This is a genomic window from Geomonas oryzisoli, assembly GCF_018986915.1.
Taxonomy (GTDB): Bacteria; Desulfobacterota; Desulfuromonadia; order Geobacterales; family Geobacteraceae; genus Geomonas; species Geomonas oryzisoli.
In genome coordinates, this window is record NZ_CP076723.1 from 2,837,531 (window position 1) to 2,856,858 (window position 19,328).

Genomic DNA, 19,328 nt, shown 5'->3' on the forward strand with positions numbered 1-19,328 from the left:
CTCCCCTGCTACAGGTTTTTGGGCTTCACCACGATGGTGTAGACTTTCCACCGGTAGTTGCGCCACTGTGCGCCGAAAGTGGCGCTCATGGTCGGGGCGCTCCAGACGTGCCCGAGTGAATCATCCAGCTCCGGGTCCCCCACCAGAATGGCACGGTCCGGGGACGACACCGGGTACTGGTATCCCGGATCCTTCTTCCCCTCCTGAGCCAGGATGTACACGCGTACCTCCTTCAGTTGCTCGCGCAGCTCCTCCGCCTTCAAGACGCTTTCGAGGGAGTCCGAATGGTAGTCGTCAACCCCGTCCCGGTTGGTATCCAGATAGAGCACGACCTGCATATCGGCAGCACAATCCAGTATGGGGTATTTCGTCGGGGATCCGTTCTGGTTGATAGTCGTCTTATAGAGCGTACCGGTTCCCTCGTTGCACAGCGGCGAGATCTCCGATCTGCGGATAAAGTAGTCGGAGCGGTTAAACGGATAATTGAGCCACGTGCCCCCGCTGTCCCCGAGCTCTACGCCATACACCAAGTGGCTGTCACCTCTTTGCTTCGGTGCGAACTCACGATCCAGTATCTTGTCGAGAAAAAAGGTGAAATTACGTCCGTTTGCCACAAGCTCCCGGGTTGGGCTGCCGTCTGCGCCGACACCAGTCCGCAGCACGATGGCACGGTCCCTGCCGCCTAGTTTCAATTCCGGCTCCACGCGCGAGGGTGAAGTCCTCGAACTGTAGTTCAGGTAGCACCAACTTCGGCAGACCCTGCTGGCTCCCAGAGGAGTCCCTTTGACCACAAGATAATCGGAGCCGTTGAAGCCGATATTGCTGCCGATGCGGTAGGCAAACGGGGCGACAGGGGCGGGACCGTCATTATATTTGTATGCCTGGGTCTCGGGATAGCCCGGCACGAGTTGCAAGCTGTCCGGGGCCTCGGTGTAGTTGATAGCCGACGGCAAGGCATAAGGGAGGCCGATCCCGGCCAGTTCCAGGTCGCCGCGCATGAGTTCCAGGCCGATCAGCCCCCCGATGTCCGTCTCGACCCGCTTGCCAAGTTGGCTGGAGCTGCGGACGATGTTGGTAAAGGAGCTGCTGATCAACGTCATCACGACGGCGAAGATCAGCATGACCACGACCAATTCGGTGAGGGTATATCCTCGCGCTCCCCAAAGCGGCCTCATTCTCCTTTCCTCCTCGTCCTCAGCACAAAGATCTCATGGCTGTTCTTCGTGCCCCTGATCGACCAGATCACGCCGACACACAGTTTCTTGGTGGCCGTTCCGACCGGCTGCAGCTTGCGGCTGACCTCGTACTGCCAGCGGGTTCCGCCGACCACCTTTTCATGGCTTTCATAGATGGTAGCGGTACCGGCACTGGTAATGCGGTCAAAAGGCTCCCTGCACCAGTCGTGCATGCGGGCTTCCGCCACTTGGACAGCTTCTTTGCGCAACTGGTCCTTCAGGTTTTGCTGATAGGCGACGTTAACCGACTGCAGCAGTCCCAGCAAGCCGACGGTCATGACCAGCATTGCCATGAGCACCTCCACCAGGGTAAAGCCGCTGCTACTTGAGTGTGATATTTTCGGGTTTGCAGTCATCGCCCTTATCCTTCTTGCCGATGCTCACCCTCGTGGTGGCAACGATGACACTGTCGACTCCGCCGTAGCCGGAAACAGATTCAAGGCAGATGGTACTCAATCCGACAAAACTGATTCCGGTTTCCTCGAAGTCGATGTCGCTGCCGTCGGCAAGATCGACGCTCGAGGTGACGGGATACGTGAACAGGAGGGTTCGCACGGGGGCAACCCTGCCACCGTCCTGCTGTGACGAATAAACTTCGAAGCGGTCTGCGTAGAGCTTGACCCGCGTCCCTCTTCTCTGGTAGATGGCCCGGGCCCGCGCCTCGAGGAGTTCGGAGAAGATCAGTCGTGTCTGGGCCTCCATCGGAAAGCCCTTCTGCTGCTTGTTAAAGAAGTAGGTGCCGACGGTGGCCAAGATGGTCACGATGGCGATCACAACCACCATCTCGACAAGGGACAAGCCGCGTGACCACATGGTCCCTCCCCCGCACGCCCGCTCCAGGCGGCCAAGGTAAATTTGAACTTTCCAATACTAGCAGAGCAGAGACAAAAAAAAAGCGGGAATGGCAAACGCCGCAAGGTGAGCAGAGCTGAGACAGGGAAAAAAAAGGCCCTCCGGGGGTGGAGGGCCGCACAGGCAGGAAGTAAGACAGGGTTAGAAGGCGTATAACACTGAGAGCTGCGCCTTCTCCTTGGGGTTAACCGCCCTCTCCCCAGTGACCTCGACGCTGTAGAGCGCAGGGTTATGCTTGGGGGCGATACCGGAGCCGATACCGGCAACGCCGACGCCGCTGTCGAGGTAATCGATGCCGGTCGTATCTGAGTTCCCGGGGACCGTGTCGACGATCTTGGCGTAGACCTTGAAGTTGCCGTTGGTACCGGTCCCCTTGAGAAGAAACTGCAGGTCCGGTGTATCCTTTGCGTCCAGGGTCTTCGAGAGGGAGCCCCAGTCACTGGTGGCGCTGCCCAACTTGGTCCGCAGCCCGCTGCTCGCCTGGAGACCGATATTGCTGTAGCCGGTCCCCGTCCCGTAGGCGGCCAGCAAGGGGCCGATACTGGTCGAGTAGTTGGTGAACAGCTTGGGGATGAACTCCTTGGTGACCAGCTCTGTGCCGCCGTAGGCCGCCTCAAGCGAGTTGCGATAGTTCTTTTCCACGGCAGAGAGCTTGGTCTGCAAAAGTAGCATCTGCATCAGCGCCGCAACGATCCCCAGGCAGATGAGGGTGAACATAAGTGCCGTCACCAGCGCAATACCATCTTGATTCTTTAGCGTTTTCATAAGAGTACCGTCGTTGTTACTGAATGAGGTTCTGCGGCCGCACCACGATGGGATACACCTTCCAGCGGTAGTTCCGCCAGTCGCCCCCTATCAGGTGCTCGAGATCGAAGCTCCTCCCCAGCAGGCTCCCTGCGAACCTTTCACCCACATCTATCGTGGTGCTCGGGTAGTTGTAGCCGGTGTCCTTCTTGCCCACATGCGCCAGGACGTAGACCCTGATCTCCTTTAACTGCTGCCGGATGTCCTGGGCGCTTCCCGTCCCGGGAAGGGTGGTCTGGCGGAAGTTGATGTCGCCGCTGCCCGAGGGGCCGACCCCGTAGACGACCTGCATATCGGCCACGCAGTCCAGCAGTGGAATCTCGCTGAAGCCGCCGCTAGCCGCCTGTTTCACGACGGCCTTGTAGAGAACGCCGGTGTTCGGTGCGCAGGCCGGCGGCATCGTCGTTGGAGTTCTCACGTAGTAGTCCGCGCGGTTGAACGGCATGCGCAGATCGGTCGCGGCATCCACCCCGTAGACCTGGAACATGTCCCCGGAAGAATGCGGAATGGTCAGGGCGGAGTAGTTCGAAAAGGTGGTCGAGTAGGCGCCGGTGGTTTCGTTCACCTGCAGCTGCCTGCTCGGGGTGTTGTTGCTGAAGGTGTTCCTGAGCACGATGACACGGTCGTTAGCGCTGAAGTTGCGGATACTGGCAGGATCGTTCCAAAGCGGAGCCTTCCTGTTGTTGGTCTCGTCGAAGCTCACCGAGAGCCATTTCTTCTGCGCCGCGGTGGCTGACCCGGCGACGGTCAAAGATTTCAGCACGAGATACTGCGACCCCACCCCGTCCTTGATGTTGAAGGTGGTGTTGCCGCTTTGCACCGCACGCGGCACCCCGGCGGCGTCGTTGTAGCTGCGCGGGTTCACACCCGAAGGCCAGAAGGTCGCGTTGGTCGGGGGCTGCCCGGTGGGCTCGGTCGTGGTCAATTCGGTGTAACCGGCCGGCGTGTTCTGCAAGCCCCACGGCAGCCCGTACCCGGTCCCCTGCAGGTCGGAGCGGAGCAGTTCCAGCCCGACGATGCTCCCGATATCGGTCTCCATCAGCTTGCTCTGCTGTCCCACCTGGGTGAGCACAGTCCTGAAGCCGGCCGTGGCCACGGTTATGATGATGGTGAAGATCGCCATAACCACGATGAGTTCGACCAGTGAGTACCCCTGTTTCCCTTTCAACATGCGAAGTTCCTTTGCCGGTCGCTGGTGGCCGCGCCTCACGGCCTGGCCACCACGGTGACCACCTCGTTTACGTAGTTCGAGTTCTTGAACGACCACCTGACGGTGACCATGAGCTGCCGGGTGCTGGGCTGTGTGCCGTCGGTTGCCAGCACTTGGGAGGTCCGTTCCACGGTGTACGGCTTGCTCACCCCCCTGACCTTCCCGTTCTCGGTGAACGTCGTGTAGGGAGTTGAGTAGGCGTCGAAGGTCTTCGCCCTGAGGTCGGCCATGTACTTCTGACCGATGCGCACCGCCTCGTTGCGCACCTCGTTCTGTAGGTTGTGCTGCAGGGAGACGTTGATCGTCTGCAGCACGCCGAACATGCCGACGGCAATGATGATCATGGCAACCAACAGCTCTACCAGGGTAAAGCCGCTGTTATTTTTGAGTGATGTTGGCTGGCGCACAGGCCCCTCCGGTTTGTCTTTTTCCCATATAGGTGCGCACGGTGGATACCACGACGCTGTCGATGCCCCCCTGGTTGTTCCCCGAGCTGTCCGGCTGCACGCAGACCGAGATATCCGAAGACTGCATCATTCCCTGGCCGTCATAGGTAACCACCGTGGGGGAGACGTTCATCACCATCGGCAGGCCGAGCTGGTACACGGTAACGGGCGCGACGGTGGTGTCGCTGGTCGCGTAGATGCTGAGCTGGTTGCCGCTGAAGGAGACTGCGCGGGGGGTACGTGTGTACATCGCATCGGCCCGAACGCCGATGAGGGTGCTGTACACCTTGCGCGCCTGTGCTTCGACTGCCGCCTTCTGCTGCATCAGGCTGAACTGCATGGTAGCTATGGTGAGCAGGATCGAGATGATCCCCACCACGACTACCAGCTCCACCAGTGTAAATCCTCGCTGTCGCATGAATTAGCGCTCCTGGATGTGGAGGATCTTCTTCACGGGCTTGTTGGCGCTTTTGCTGACGACGGGGAAGGCGTCAGCCGGCGGCTTACCGGTCATCGGCGTCGAGCTGCGCCGCATCTGACGCGAGGCGCCGCTGCCGAACGCCTGGGCCAAGTCGACCTCCTTGAATTCACCCGTGGAGAGCTGAATGAGCGCCTTCCCGGAGAGAGCCGCATCGCTCGGCCTGCCGCCGGTGTTGTAGCCCAGCGCCCACAGGAAGGAGTTGCCGCCGAACCCGCAGGCGTCGGAGGTGGGCTCGAAGGTGGTCACAAAGACCGTGCCGTTGGTGAGGGTGACGGCGTCGGAGACCACACGTTCGGCACCATAGGCCGTCGTCGAGGCGTCGAGGCCGATCGTCCAGCCACCGCTGCCGATGCTGGTGGAGATGGTGGTGGACTGGTCCGTGATATCGGAGTTACTGATGGTGGTGCTGCAGTTCGGGTCGATCTTGTTACCGGGAACGGCGGAGGTGTTGTAGCAGGGGTCCTTCAGGCCGTAGATCGAGCGCTGCGAGCTGTAGTCGTCGATGGAGTTCCCGGCACGATAGTAGTACCTGCCGGTACCGAAGTAGTACCAGAGGTTCATGTTCTTTCGGTCCTGCAGCCTGGATATCGCGGTGACCACCGGTCCGACGCCGTCAACCACCTTGCTCACCTGCCAGTTGGCGGGGTTCGTGTCGTTCTTGGTGACGATCCTGATCACTCCGCCATCGGTCCAGGTAGCGGAGGTGCCGGTACCGACTTTCTTGGTGAAGCCGACCAGGATGGCGTCGTCCTGGTAGTTGCCGACGGCGTACGGGTCCCAACGATCGGCATCGATCGACCCGCCGATCATGGAACCGGCAAACGCATTGTCGACTCCGCCGTCGAGCGGGTCACCCACGAGGAGACCAGTCTTCAGGTCGACTACGAAGAACTTGAGCCGCTGGTTGGAGCGCCCCTGGAACTGGTTGCCGCTGGTGTCGATCGGGCCGGTGGGGCCGGAGCCGAAGACAGCGAACCAGCGCCCGTTCTTGCCCTTGGGGCCGACCCTGACGATGGCCGGGCCGGTGGTGGCGAAACCGAGGTTGTCGTTTTTGAACTCCCAAAGCAGGGACGGGTTCTTGGGGTCGCTCACGTCCAGTGCGAAATAGGAGGAGAAGCCGAGCCCCTTGGTGGTTTCGACCGGATCCATGCGGGGAGTCGGCACGCAGTTGTTGGTCGCGGGGTCGGTGCAACTGGCCGAGGACGCCCCGCCGATGCCCATGCCGCCGATCAGGATGCTGCGCCAGGGGTTCTTGGAGCTGTCGATGTTGTTGCTGCCGTCCACCACGGCATTCAGCTTGTCGCAGTTGTAGTAGGTCGCGTCGGTGCAGCCGGCGACGCCGCTGGGGGCGCCGATGCTGGCATCGAAGAGCACGGTGCTGCCGTCGATGTAGTAGAGATGGTTATAGTTCACATCGGCGTAGTACTTAAGGTACGGCAGCGCCTGTTTCGGGATGTAGGCCCACATCTCCTCCCCAAGCGCCGGGTCGGTGCTCGCGAGCTTTTGCAGCGTCGCCTTCTGGGTACCGGTCGCGGTCACGTTGAGCTTGCCGAAGTTGAAGGCGTGCAGCATGCCGTCGTTGGCGCCGACGTACACCATGCCCCGGTTTTTGTAATCCTCGGACCCGACGTAGGTGTCGTACGAGCTGTCACTGTAGCCGCTGGGGGCCTGCATGTTGTAGGTGTTCAGCTTGAGGTTGGACTGGATCCGCGGCGTCGAGGAGATGATGTCCCCCAGGCGCCACACACCCGAAACCGAGGTACTGGTGGGGGTTTCCTTGATGGAAACGGTCCTGGGCCGGTAACCGGTTTGATCCACTCCGTGCACGTAGTTGATCAGTTTGGTGGCGGTCGCCTCATCGGCGACATCGAGATAGGGCGCCAGTGTTGCCGCGTTGCCCGTTGCCCCCACCACCGGGAAGGTGGAGGAGGAGAAATCGATGAGCGACGTGCCGTTGATGCTGGTCTTGATGTTGCGCGGTCTGGCGCCGGTACCGGTGAGTGGACGCGCCCAGAGTTTCTTGCCCGCCCGCCAGATGCTCTTCACCGCGTCGGCATCGACCTTCACCTCTGCGGTATCGCCGGAGCCGTCGCCGTTGAGATCCTGGGAGACCCAGGCGTAGGTGGTGTTGTCCGTGCTGTCGAAGCGGAAGCTGACCACCTTGTCCTGGATCAGGTCGAAGACGTTGTTTTGGTCGGTGTCCTCCCTGATCGTGGAGCGGTTGATCTGCGGGTCGACGAAATACCAGAGATTCTGCATCTCGCCGATCCAGTTGGCCTCGGTCTGGTCCGCGAAGACCTTCTTCGGATAGAACACGGCCTGCAGGATGTTGGCGCCGCTACCCTCGGAGTTACTGAGGATGGAGGCCGCGGTACCGGAGGACGCGCCCGCAGCGATGCTTTCCAGGGTGTCCTTGAGGTCGCTTCTAAGCTGTGCCGGGTTGTTCGGGTTTTTCATCGTGGTGCCGCCGTTGGTCGCCGTCATGTTCATCTGGTTGTAGGCGTCGCACACGCTGGTCGAGTTGGTACTGGAGGGGGCATTGTAGACTATATGGGTCTTTATGGTCTGGGCGTTCTCGCAGCTGGTGGCGCCGGTTCCGTGGCAGATCTGACTGGGGTCGAAGATGTTGCGGTGATAGGCGAAGTAGCTCAAATCATGCAGGTACGGGCTGCCCGCGTAGCTTCCGCAGACGCCTGAGGTGGAGCCGCTCTCGGTCAGGGTGTTGGGATCCCTGAAATAGTTGGACGCATCGGTCACCTTGGCTGTCATGGTGCCGTTCTGGTCAGCAGTGGAAGAGCCGTCCGTGATCAGCAGGATGTTGTTCTGCTGGCACCGGAACTGGATCGGGTTCACGTTGCTGTAGCTGTCCTGGGTGCTGGGCAGCGGCGCCTGGATCGCCGCGGTCGTCGGGGTGAATTTCGTGGCGTTGAGGGTCGGCGTAGTCGCGGCGGCATCCTTTACGAAATAGGCGATGGCGTTGTAGTAGGCCTCGGCGAAGGGGGTCCAGGTCTTGGCAGGGATGCCGTCGATGAAGCTGATGAGCCCGGTGCTGTGGTCACCGATGCTGGAGCCGATGAAGGAGTTTGGATCCAGGTACCCCCCATCCTTGTTGGTCACGGCCGTGCAGGTACCGTCGGAGGAGGAGCAGTCCGTCCCCCCTATGGTGCACATCTTGCCGCTAGTCGCGCAGAAGGCGGGGATGGGCATGGTCGTGGAGGTAGAGCTGGCCTCGCTGGCCGAACCGAAGTTGTTGAAGGCCATGGCCCCGAAACGGATTCCCGCGGAGAAATCGTTGATGACGCCGCTGGGCACCGTTGAGACCCCCACCTTGACGGGGAAGGAGTTGTTGCAGTTTTGCGACACGCAGACGCCGGAGGAGCTGCAGTCGGTGTCTGCGGTGCAGTTCAGGCTGAAATTGTTGGAGCAGACCTTGAGGCAGTCGGCGTCCGCGGAGCAGGCATTGGCCTTGAGGGAGCATTTCCCGCCGCTGGTCGGCCCCAGGGGAGAGCCGAGCGCCCTCACGCCCGCATCCATGATGACGGATGGGATGTTGCCGCTGGTGGGGATGGTGCCCGAGGGGTCGGTCACCTCCGCGAAGTTGACGCCCATGCAGTAGTGCAGGGTTTCCTCCTTCACGCAGCTGTCGTTGCCGGTGAACTTGTCCGTGGAGCCGTTCCAGCAGCTCCCGACAAAGCCGGTGGTGTTGGCGCCGTTGACGTTGTACGGTGCGACCACGTTGGAGTGGGTGGCGGCGCTGGTGCAGATGTAGTTGCCGCTCGACTCGTTGGTGATGGAAGACGGCGGCATCGGGTTCTTGTTGTCGCCGTAGACGTTGGTGCAGGCCGTCTTGATGTCCTGGATGTTGATGCCCTGCCACAGCTGGGTATCGGTGATGCTGGTGAGGGCGACCCCTGCGGCCTGCAGCCCCTGGATGTTCTTCTTGAGCTGGTAACAGGTCTGTTGGGCGTGATTCAAGGTGGCAAGGGCGTTATCCGAAGGCGTGACACCCAGGCAGTCCGTGGTGTTGGTGCTCGCCTGGCCGTAGTTGCCGTTGGCCCAGTTGTAGACGGCACACTGGCAGGCCGACTGGTTGTAGGTCCCCTCGAAGATCTCGATCCTGGTGTCGCCACCCTGGGTGCTCGGGTCGTAGAAACCCTCGACCGCGGTCGACCCCCTGACGGCAAAGGAGAGGGTGGGAATGGCGGGAACGACCTTGACGAAACGCCGCCCCACGCACCCCCTGGACTCTCCCTTGAGAATGGCGTTGGCCGCGTCGTACCGACCGCCGGTGAGGATCTTCTTCTCGATGTCGAACTTGGAGGCGGACAGCCAGTTGAGGAACCTGCCGTTGGCGATGAAGGTGTCGACCTTCCTGGTGGACGGGGTGGCGCTGGCATCGCCGGCCATCAGGATGTAGAGGTAGCTGGTGCGGTAGGTCCCGCCGCTTGTGGGAACGCCGGTGCTGATTTCCACGAACTTCCCGCCGGTAAACTGGTAGTCGGGGTAACTCACCGTGTTGGTGGCCGCATCGTACTTGCTGAAATACCCCTCGTAGTCCTGGGTGTTGCTGTAGGTGTTGTCGAAGCAGTAGGACGAGGTGACGGTCGCCGAACTGGAGCCGGTGCCGCAGGTATAGGACGGGGGCGTCGAGGTCGATCCCGCTATATAGCCCATATCGTACATACTTGCGGAGTTGTCGATCATGAGGAGCAGGTTGGGCTTGATCCCGCCCGAGATGAACGGCGGCGTGATGCACCAGTTGTCACCGGGATCGGCGGCCAGCGCAGCGCCGGGAGCAAGCATAGCGCCCAGGGCCAGCACACCTAAGGTCTTCTTCAAGAGCCTGTTCATACTCTTTGCCATTGAACACCTCGTATTGTCGGACATGAAAGCGTCAGTTGAAGAGGGACGAAAATACATGGTACTACCTCGCCAAGAGTTCGCGCATCGCTTCGGCATCCTTGTACCCCACCAGAATGCGCCCGTCGGACAAAACGAGCGTGGGGGTGGAGAGGATACCGTTGGACTCGGCGAACCTGATGGTCTCCTCCACCGGTTTTTTCGGGTCCTTATCCGTGGCAGGAGGGAGGGGCTCGCCCGCGAACGACTTGTCCAAAAGTTCCAGGGAACCTTTGGCCAGGATCACCCGGGCCTTGTCGAATGCCTTCGGGTGCATCTTGAGCGGGTAAAGCTTGATATAGATGGCGAGATCCGGTTCCAGCGCCGCCAGTTTTTTCAGTTCCAGATGCGCTTTGGCGCAGTAGGGACACTCCGGGTCGGTGAAGACGAACAGCTTCTTTTTCCCTTTCGGGTTACCCAGGATCAGGGCGTGATCGGTGCTGAGGGTCGCGGGGTCCAGGCGCTCCTTGCGCTCCTTTTTCGGCTGCTGTGCCGCCCCCCCCACCGGCTGCCGCGAGGCGATGTCGAAGACCTTGCCGGCGATGATGTGCTTCTTGCTGTAATCGAGGTAAGCGGTGCCGGTCTGCCCAGCCTGCTCGAAAGTGACCTCGTAAAGACCGCGCACCGGCGCCGGCTTCACATCCTTCACCGGCCCGATATCCTTCAGAAGGCCGGTAGCCTCCTGCAGGGTGATGGAGTGACAGGACGCGCAGTCCCCGCTGCATCCTTCCGACATGGCGAAGGCGGGTGCAGCAAAAGCAATAATGGCCAGCGTGAAGCAGTATGCAAAGATTCGGGTGAGATTTTTTGCGAAGGACATTCAACTACCTCGTGGGTGATTTCGTTGCTCCGACAGGGGGAGCAACAACCGTGCCCTGACCGTCGCGGTTGCGCTGGACCGGCTGTTTCAGCGTCAATACGGTTAGTTGTGGCATACCATAGCACGGCGGCACAGGAAAAAACTACGCATTTTTTTCATAGCAGAAGCGACTACTCTGCAAAAAATTGGCACCACCTTGCCGGTGCCGTGCGCCGGGCGCTATCCGAGGTCGTATTCTTTGAGCTTGTACAACAGGGCCCGGTGGCTGATCTCCAGAAGCCGCGCGGCGTGGGTGCGGTTTCCACCGGTCTGTTCCAGCGCACGCACGATCAGTTGGCGCTCCAGTGCCTCCGCCCCCTTCTTTATGGACAGTGAATCGGAACGGTCCACGCCCCTATGCTCCTGCCCCGCGCACGCACGCACCGCCTCCGGCAGGGAAGCAAGCCCCAGCGTCGCCCCGTCGCAGAGCACGAGGCCTCGTTCGATGCAGTTTTCAAGCTCCCGCACATTCCCAGGCCAGCTGTAGCGGACCAGTGCCTGCAACGCCTCCGGGGTCGGGTGCACCCCCGGCATACCCATCCGTTCGCCGTGCTTCTCCAGGAAATGGTCAACCAGAAGCGGCACGTCCTCGACGCGCTCCCGCAAAGCAGGGAGGGACAGGGCGAACACGTTGATGCGGAAGTAGAGGTCCTCGCGGAACCTTCCTGCCGCCACTTCCCCGGCCAGGTCCCTGCTGGTGGCAGAGACTACCCTAACGTCGACCTTTTGCGCGGCCGCGGCGCCGAGGCGGCGGATCTCCTCCTCCTGAAGCACACGCAGCAGCTTGACCTGCAGCGCGAGCGGCAGCTCGCCTATCTCGTCCAGAAACAGGGTTCCGCCGTGGGCCTCCTCGAAGAGGCCGATCTTGTCGTGACCGGCATCGGTGAACGCCCCTTTCACGTGCCCAAAGAGCTCGCTTTCCAGCAGGGCCGCGGGTATCGCGCCGCAGTTGACGGCGACGAAGGGGCCCTGGCGGCGCACCCCGCAGTAGTGCAGCGCCCGCGCCACCAGTTCCTTGCCGGTGCCGGATTCTCCCTGGATGAGGACCGTGGTCTTGTGCCCGGAAAGTTTCTTGACGAGCTCCATGATCCGGCCCATGCGGTCGTTTCTGCTGATGATGTCGGGGAAGGCGTGCCCCCGTACCGCCTCGCGCAACCTGCGATTCTCGTCCTTGAGCCGCTCGCGTTCCTCGGCCTTTTTCAGCACCAGGGAGATCTCGTCGCTATTGAAGGGTTTGGAGATGTAGTCGTAGGCACCGAGCTTCATGCACTCGATGGCATCGTCCACGGTACCGTAGGCGGACATCATGATGATGGTGGCGCCGATGCCGGATTCGGTGCAGGCGAGCAGGAACTTCTTGCCATCCATAACCGGCATGCGGATGTCGCACAGGATGAAGGCGAAGTTTCCCTCGCCCGCCTTGGCCAGGGCATCGGCCCCGTCTGCGGACTGTTCGACCTGGTAGCCCTGCTTTTTCAGGAGGACCTGGAGCATGTGACGCAGGTTGGGCTCGTCGTCCACCACCAAAATTTTCTTCTTCTCGGTCAACATCTGCTCCTTGTCAGACAGTCGGACAGTCAGACTGGTCGGACTTCTCGGACTGGTCTGAAAGCAAAAAACCGCCAGCCGCCAGCCGCCAGCCGCCAGCCCCTAGCCCCTAGCCCCTTGTCCACTGGCCGGGAGGGTCAGGGTAAAGCGGCTCCCCTTGCCGAGTTCGCTCTGTACATCGAGCCTCCCCCCACAGGATTCGGCTATGCGCGCAGCTATCGCCAGGCCAAGACCGGTTCCCTTACCCGGTTCCTTGGTGGTGAAAAATGGATCGAAAACCTTGCTGAGCAGTTCCGGGGGCATCCCTTCACCGTTATCCACCACCTCGATGACCACTTCGGTTCCAGACCGGTTCCCCTTTAGCCACAGTTTGCCCCCCTTCGGCATCGCGTCGCGCGCGTTCACGATGAGGTTGATCAGCAACTGCTCGAGCTGGTGCGGGTCGGCGTGCACCGTGGCAAGCCCGGGCTCGACCTCGATCGATACCTCGAGGTGCTTAAGCACGCCCTGGTCTGCCAGCAGTTCCACCACCTTCTCCAGCAAGGCGCGGATCTCCACCTCCTCCCAATGCACCCGCTTGGGGCGGGCGTAGTCCAAGAGCCCCCGCACGATCCGATCGATACGCCTCGACTCCTCGTCGATACGGCGCAGGTAGTCGGATTTTTCCGGGTCCCCGGTCAACTCCTCTGCCAGGATGGCGCTGTACCCCATGATCGCCGCGAGCGGCGTGCCGATTTCGTGAGCCATCCCGGCCGCCAGGAGGCCGACCGAAGCCATCTTTTCAGACCGGACCGCCTCCGTTCGTGCCTCGACCAACTCCTTGTTCGCCCACGTCAGCGCCGCAACCTTCTCCTCTACTTCAACCCTCTTCTCCCTGAGGGCAACCATCATCCCGTTGAACGCATCGGACAATTCAGCAACCTCGGTACTCCCGGGAACCTGGACGGAAACCCCGAGGTCCCCGGCGGCTATTCTGCGGGTGGCGCCGACGAGTCTCCTGATGGGTTGCACTACGGTCCGCGACAGCAGGTACGAGCCCAGCGCCAGCAGCAGCAAAAAGTCCAGCGCGAAGTAGGCGATAAACAGGTGGCGCGACGTCCTCAGCCGCTCCTGTGCAGCCAGCAGCGACACCGTAAGCCGCGCCGCGCCGGTCACTTTCCCCTGCTCGATTACCGGAAGGTAGCAAATCCCGGAACCGCCGTCGGCGGCCACTTGAAAGGCCCCGCGCCCGGAACGCATCACCTCCGTCAACGTCGCGTCGGCTACCGTGTCGTCGGAGACGGCGTACAGCCTGCGCCCCAGGTGGTCGACCATCAACAACCCCTCAAAACGCCGATGGTTCCGGAGGTGGTCTATATATTTGGAAGCTGGAGAACCCGGCTCGGGAGGGGCAATTGGACGTGGCAGCAGGAGCACGATGCTGGAAAGAAGCAGACGCGCTTCGTCGCCGCTTTGGTCGAGCAGGTCCTTTTCAGCTGTTCTGAAGGATATGAGAGAGAGTAGGAGCCAGGTGAGCACAAGCAGCATGCTCAAGGCGGAGAGGATGTAGAAGGTGAGGCTGAAACGGAATGGTCTCGTAGCCACCGTTTCAGCCTCCCATGTTCAGGTACCAGTGGATGATGCGCCTGCCGTAGAAGACGTAGAGTACAGCCGCTCCGGCCAGGAACGGGCCAAACGGTATGGCGAGCGTGGAATCCTTCTTGCGGATCAACATCAGGGTCACGCCTATGATCGACCCCAGCAGAGAAGAAACGAAGACGATGAACAGGATCGACTTCCAGCCGAGGAAGGCTCCCATCATGGCCAAAAGCTTGACGTCGCCCCCTCCCATGCCGTCTTTCTTGGCGACCACCTGGTAGACCCAGGCGATGAGGAGCAGGCTGCCCCCTCCGGCCACGATGCCGATCAGGGAATTGAGCCACCCCAGTTGCGGGATGAAGAACGACACGACGAAACCAAGCACGATGCCCGGCAGGGTGATCCGGTCCGGGATAATCTGGTGCTCCAGGTCGATGAAAGTGACCACCACCAGGGCGCTGCAGAAGATAAAAAGCACGCCGAAGTAGAACATCCCGGTGAATAGGGACTGGATGGGGGCCCCTTCCTCGAACAGGCGCTGTGGGAAGAACTTGAAGAAGAGGGCCAGGGACAGCAGGCCGTTTAAGAGTTCGACCAGCGGGTACTGGATCGAGATCGGGGTTTTGCAGGAACGGCACTTCCCGCCGAGCAGCAGGTAGCTCAGGATCGGGATGTTGTCGTACCAGCGGATCTGGTAGTCACACTTGGGGCAGTGCGACGGGGGTGACACCACCGACTCGTCGTGCGGCATCCGGCAGATGCAGACGTTCAGGAAGGAGCCGACCACGGCCCCAAAGAGGAAAGCGAATACGGCGTAAACAATGTAAGGAGTCAACGCGACCTCGTGGTGTGTCTGTTTCCTTTGTCTGACCAGTCTGACCAGTCTGACCAGTCGGACTGGTCAGACTAGTCAGACAAAAGAGGGGGACGTTTACTTAAGCCTCAGAATTTTCTCCAGGCTCTCCTGGAGGAGCTTCTTCTTGTTGCCGAAATCGGCGATCTTCTCGCGCTCTTTCTCGACTACGTCGGCGGGAGCACGCTCGATGAAGCTCGGGTTCTCCAGCTTCTTGGAGAGGAACTCAATGTCCTTCTCGATCTTGGCGATCTCCTTGTTGAGACGCTTCTCTTCTTCCTCGACGTTGACGAGCCCCTTGAGCGGCACGATGATCTCGACGTCGCCGGCCACCTGCAAGGAGGCCTCGGCAGGACGCTCGATGCCCTGACCGATGGCGAGGTCGGAGAGACGGGCCAGGCTCATGACGTATACCTCGTTCTTCTTGAGCAGCTTGAGGCTCGCCTCGGACTTGCAGTCGAGGATCGCGGCGATCTGCCTGCTCGGGGCCACTTCCATCTCGCCCCTGATGTTCCTGATCCCCTTGATGACCTCCATGACCAGTTCCATCTCCGCGGCGGCGGAGGCGTAGCCCGCCCACTCCTCGCACGGGGTCGGGAAGTCGGAAATCATGATGGAATCGGCGGCGCCGCTCTTCTTGGGCAGGGCCTGCCAGATCTCCTCGGTGATGAAGGGCATGAACGGGTGCAACAGGCGCAAAAGGTTCTCCAGCACCAGCCAGAGCACGTACTTGGCCGCGGCCTGACGCTCGGCGTCGCCCTTGTAGAGATCGTCCTTGGCGAGTTCGATGTACCAGTCGCAGAACTCGCTCCAGGTGAAGCGGTACAGCTCGCTGGCGGCCTCGTTGAAACGGAACCCGGTCAGGGCGGAGTCCAGCGCACCGGCGGCCTCGTTCAGGCGGTACAGGATCCAGCGGTCGGCGTTGGAAAGCTTGAGCGACGCGACGTCGACCTGGTTCGGGTCGAAACCTTCCAGGTTCATCATGGCGAAGCGCGATGCGTTCCAGATCTTGTTGGCGAAGTTGCGGTAGCCGGCGATCCTCTCCTCGGCAAGCTTGATGTCGCGTCCCTGCGCGGCAAAGGCGGCCAGCGTGAAGCGGAAGGCGTCGGTGCCGTAAGCGTCGATCACGGTGAGCGGATCGATGACGTTCCCCTTGGACTTGGACATCTTCTGCCCCTGCGCGTCGCGCACCAAGGCGTGGATGTAGACGTCGGTGAAGGGGACCTCGTCCATGAAGTGCAGCCCCATCATCATCATGCGGGCCACCCAGAAGAAGAGGATGTCGAAGCCGGTCACCAGGCAGGAGGTCGGGTAGAAGGCGGAGAGCTCCGGGGTCTTCTCCGGCCACCCCATGGTGGAGAAGGGCCACAGGGCCGATGAGAACCAGGTGTCCAGCACGTCGGTTTCCTGGCGGATCTCGTCGGAGCCGCACTGGCTGCACGCGGTCGGGTCTTCCTTGGCCACGGTGATGTGGCCGCAGTGGTCGCAGTACCAGGCGGGAATGCGGTGTCCCCACCAGATCTGGCGGGAGATGCACCAGTCGCGGATGTTCTCCATCCAGTCGTAGTAGGTGTTCTCCCACTGCTGCGGCACGATCTTGGTGCGCCCGTCCTTGACGGCGCCCAGGGCGCGCTCGGCCAGCGGCCCAACCTTCACGTACCACTGCAGGGACATGTACGGCTCGACCACGGTCTTGCAGCGGTAGCAGCCGCCGACGGAAAGGGCGTGGTCCTGGATCTTCTCCAGGAGCCCGGCTGCTTCGAGGTCGGCCACCACCTGCTTCCTGGCGGCGAAGCGGTCCATCCCCTCGTACTGCTTGCCGGCGGCGTTGACCACGCCGGACTCGTCGAAGACGTTGATGCGGTCCAGGTTGTGCCGCAGGCCCATCTCGAAGTCGTTGAAGTCGTGCGCCGGAGTGATCTTCACCACGCCGGTACCGAACTCGCGGTCGACGTAGTCGTCGCCGATGACCGGGATCTCGCGGTTCACCAGCGGCAGCATGACCTTCTTGCCGATCAGGTGGCTGTAGCGCTCGTCCTCGGGGTGCACGGCCACGGCGGTATCGCCCAGCATGGTCTCGGGACGTGTGGTGGCGACCACCACGTACTCGTCGCTTCCCACCACCGGGTAGCGCAGGTGCCAGAGATTCCCCGCCTTATCCTCGTGCTCGACCTCGATATCCGAGAGCGCGGTATGGCAGCGCGGGCACCAGTTGATCAGGCGGTTGTCGCGGTAGATGAGCTTCTCTTCGTACAGGCGCACGAACACCTCGCGCACCGCTTTGGAGAGGCCGGCGTCCATGGTGAAGCGCTCGCGCTCCCAGTCGCAGGACGCGCCCAGGCGCTTCAGCTGGCCGATGATCTGTCCACCGGACTCACCCTTCCACTGCCAGACCCGCTCGATGAACCCCTCGCGGCCGAGCTCGAAGCGATCCTTCCCTTCGGCGGCCAGCTGGCGCTCGACCACGTTCTGGGTCGCGATCCCGGCGTGGTCGGTGCCCGGCATCCAGAGCACGTTGTAGCCGCTCATCCTCTTCCAGCGGCACAGGATGTCCTGCAGGGTATTGTTCAGGGCGTGGCCCATGTGCAGCACGCCGGTGATGTTCGGGGGGGGGATGACGATGGAGTAGCCCGGCTTGTCGGAGGGGACGGTGGCGTGGAAGTACCCCTTCCCTTCCCACTCCTGGTACCACTTCTGCTCAACGCTTTTCGGCTCGTAAACCTTTTCCAGCTCTTTGTTTGCCATCTAATCTACCTCATGGGGAAAAATGCTTTAGCAGGGGTGGCCCCCGCGAAACGTGCTTCTAGCTCCTCCCCCCGGAGGGGGGAGGATGGGAGGGGGGAAGGCAGTAGCCATGAAGCGACATCCCCCTCCCTGTCCCTCCCCCTCCGGGGGCGGGAACGCTTGCGGGAAAGTTTGCTGCCTGCAGCTGCTGCCTCAGCTATGAAAAAAGGGGATCGTGAAATCCCCTGTTTCATAAGCGGATGCGCGAGAGACGTCCGCCTTAACCGCGTACGCCGCTCTTCAGTTTCCTGATCTCTTCCTTGATGATCACCTCGGCGAGGTCAGGCACCACTTCCCAGACGATCCTCTCGATCACCTCGCGGGACACCTTGGAGAGTGCCGCCACCAGCTGGTCCTCGGTAAGTTCGGGAACGGCAGCCGGCTGTGCGGCTGCGGCTTGCGGGGCTGCCGCCTGAACGGGGGGCACTGCGGCGGGCGCCACCACCGGTTCGGGCTGAGCCGGTGCGGCCGGTGCGGCAGGTGCGGCCGGTGCGACCGGCGCTGCGGCCTGCGGCGCGGGTTCCTCCACCTCGAACTCGAAGGGTTCGTACTCCGGCACCCCGAAAGCCTCGGCCTCGGCCTGGGTCTCGGCCTGCGCCGGTACCTCTGCGGCTACCGCGGCCGTCGCTGCTTCCTGCTCCTCGCTGAAGGCGAAGAACTCTTCCTCGCTTACGGTGAGCGAGGAATCGACGGCGGGCTCTTCCAGTTCGAGCGCCGGCCCGGTTTCTTCGATCTCTTCCGCATCGTCGAAGTTGAAGATCTCTTCAGCCTCGAACTCGGCCTCGCCACCTGCCTCAGGCTCCACGACCCCGAACAGCTCGGACGGTGCCTCGACGGCAGCGGCAGGAGTCTCCTCCTCCAGCTCGAAGGCACCCCAAAGGTCGTCTTCCATGCTCGCCTCGACCGCCTCGACCTGCGCGGCAGGGGCGGCGGCTGCGGGCTGCGCCGGGGCGACCGGAGCCTCCCAGGCGGGCTCTTGCGCTGCGGCGGGGGCCTCCCAAGCGGGTTCGGTCTCGAGTCCGACGCTCTCCCAGATGTCTTCCGGGGCGGGCGCCGGGGCCGCGGCAGGTGCGGCCGCAGGTGCGGGAGCGGCAGGTGCCGGGGCCATGGCATCCAGGGAGGAGAGGTCACCCCAGATCTCTTCGGCTGCGGCCGCCGGGGCTGCCGGCTGTGCTGCGGGCTGCGCTACCGGAGGAGCGGTCTTGCGGGTCTTGCCCACTTCCAGCATCTCCTTGACCCGGTCGATCAACTGCTGCGATTCGAAGGGCTTGGAGATGGTGGCATCGGCGCCGCATTCGCGCGCCTTCTCCTCGTCCAGCGGCTCGAACGCGCCGATCAGCAGGATGATGGGAACCGCGCCCAGCGCCGGATCGCGCCGGATCTCGGCGCAGACCTCGTAGCCGGTCTTGCCGGGCATCAACGCGTCAACCAGCATCACGTCCGGCTTGGTCTCCCGCGCCTTGTCAAGGGCAGCAGTACCGTTGTCGACAACGGTCAGTTCAAACTCCTCATTGGCGAAGATGATCGCCACGACCTTCTGGATGGTGATGCTGTCATCGGCGAGGAGCAGTCTATTGCCCATCGATCCCCCCTCTACTTACGAAGCTTACTTCAGGAGTTATGTTGCCACGACAAATTCGAGTCGTCCGACTGTAACAGAGATCATCCCGCAAATTGGCTCACAGGATTTCCGGTGCATGGGACTGACAGGAACGGCAGTCACAATAAGGCGCAAATATATCCAGTATGACACTAAAAATGGTAAAAAAAGCTAGCATA

14 protein-coding genes are annotated in these 19,328 nt (G+C 61.7%); all 14 read right to left on the reverse strand.

Annotated features, from left to right (window positions below):
* Positions 1-8 precede the first annotated feature (8 nt).
* The 14 genes from KP004_RS12415 to KP004_RS12480 all read right to left on the reverse strand — a co-directional run bounded on the left by KP004_RS12415 (position 9) and on the right by KP004_RS12480 (position 19,131).
* A complete protein-coding gene (locus KP004_RS12415; RefSeq protein WP_239026794.1) occupies positions 9-1,127 on the reverse strand; it encodes a PulJ/GspJ family protein in 1,119 nt (372 codons plus the stop codon).
* 44 nt (positions 1,128-1,171) lie between these two features.
* Positions 1,172-1,528, reverse strand: a complete 357-nt coding sequence (locus KP004_RS12420; protein ID WP_239026795.1) for a type IV pilus modification PilV family protein — start codon at positions 1,526-1,528, stop codon at positions 1,172-1,174.
* A 28-nt stretch (positions 1,529-1,556) separates the two neighbouring features.
* Complete coding sequence (locus tag KP004_RS12425; protein ID WP_216798852.1) at positions 1,557-2,048, reverse strand: pilus assembly FimT family protein; 492 nt, start codon at positions 2,046-2,048, stop codon at positions 1,557-1,559.
* 180 nt (positions 2,049-2,228) lie between these two features.
* Complete coding sequence (locus tag KP004_RS12430) at positions 2,229-2,816, reverse strand: pilus assembly protein PilX (RefSeq protein ID WP_239026796.1); 588 nt, start codon at positions 2,814-2,816, stop codon at positions 2,229-2,231.
* Positions 2,817-2,868: 52 nt separating this feature from the next.
* Positions 2,869-4,062, reverse strand: coding sequence for a prepilin-type N-terminal cleavage/methylation domain-containing protein (locus tag KP004_RS12435; RefSeq protein ID WP_216798854.1), 1,194 nt, complete (start codon positions 4,060-4,062; stop codon positions 2,869-2,871).
* A gap of 35 nt (positions 4,063-4,097) precedes the next feature.
* Positions 4,098-4,508 carry a type IV pilus modification PilV family protein gene (locus KP004_RS12440; protein ID WP_216798855.1) on the reverse strand — a complete coding sequence of 137 codons (411 nt, stop codon included), beginning with the start codon at positions 4,506-4,508 and terminating at the stop codon, positions 4,098-4,100.
* Positions 4,480-4,965: a pilus assembly FimT family protein gene (locus tag KP004_RS12445; RefSeq protein WP_216798856.1), complete on the reverse strand. Its 486-nt coding sequence runs from the start codon at positions 4,963-4,965 to the stop codon at positions 4,480-4,482. The genes KP004_RS12440 and KP004_RS12445 overlap by 29 nt, the downstream gene beginning before the upstream one ends.
* A 3-nt stretch (positions 4,966-4,968) precedes the next feature.
* Entirely contained in the window at positions 4,969-9,891 is a 4,923-nt protein-coding gene (locus KP004_RS12450) for a pilus assembly protein (RefSeq protein WP_216798857.1), read from the reverse strand.
* 61 nt (positions 9,892-9,952) lie between these two features.
* On the reverse strand, positions 9,953-10,747 hold the full coding sequence (locus KP004_RS12455; protein ID WP_216798858.1) for a DsbC family protein: 795 nt from the start codon (positions 10,745-10,747) through the stop codon (positions 9,953-9,955).
* A gap of 219 nt (positions 10,748-10,966) precedes the next feature.
* Complete coding sequence (locus KP004_RS12460; RefSeq protein ID WP_216798859.1) at positions 10,967-12,334, reverse strand: sigma-54-dependent transcriptional regulator; 1,368 nt, start codon at positions 12,332-12,334, stop codon at positions 10,967-10,969.
* Positions 12,335-12,436: 102 nt separating this feature from the next.
* Positions 12,437-13,918 carry a sensor histidine kinase gene (locus tag KP004_RS12465; protein WP_367620731.1) on the reverse strand — a complete coding sequence of 494 codons (1,482 nt, stop codon included), beginning with the start codon at positions 13,916-13,918 and terminating at the stop codon, positions 12,437-12,439.
* Between the two features lie 4 nt (positions 13,919-13,922).
* Positions 13,923-14,747: a prepilin peptidase gene (locus KP004_RS12470; RefSeq protein ID WP_216798860.1), complete on the reverse strand. Its 825-nt coding sequence runs from the start codon at positions 14,745-14,747 to the stop codon at positions 13,923-13,925.
* A gap of 96 nt (positions 14,748-14,843) precedes the next feature.
* On the reverse strand, positions 14,844-17,510 hold the full coding sequence (locus KP004_RS12475) for a valine--tRNA ligase (RefSeq protein ID WP_216798861.1): 2,667 nt from the start codon (positions 17,508-17,510) through the stop codon (positions 14,844-14,846).
* A gap of 259 nt (positions 17,511-17,769) precedes the next feature.
* Positions 17,770-19,131 carry a response regulator gene (locus KP004_RS12480; RefSeq protein WP_216798862.1) on the reverse strand — a complete coding sequence of 454 codons (1,362 nt, stop codon included), beginning with the start codon at positions 19,129-19,131 and terminating at the stop codon, positions 17,770-17,772.
* Between the last annotated feature and the right edge of the window lie 197 nt (positions 19,132-19,328).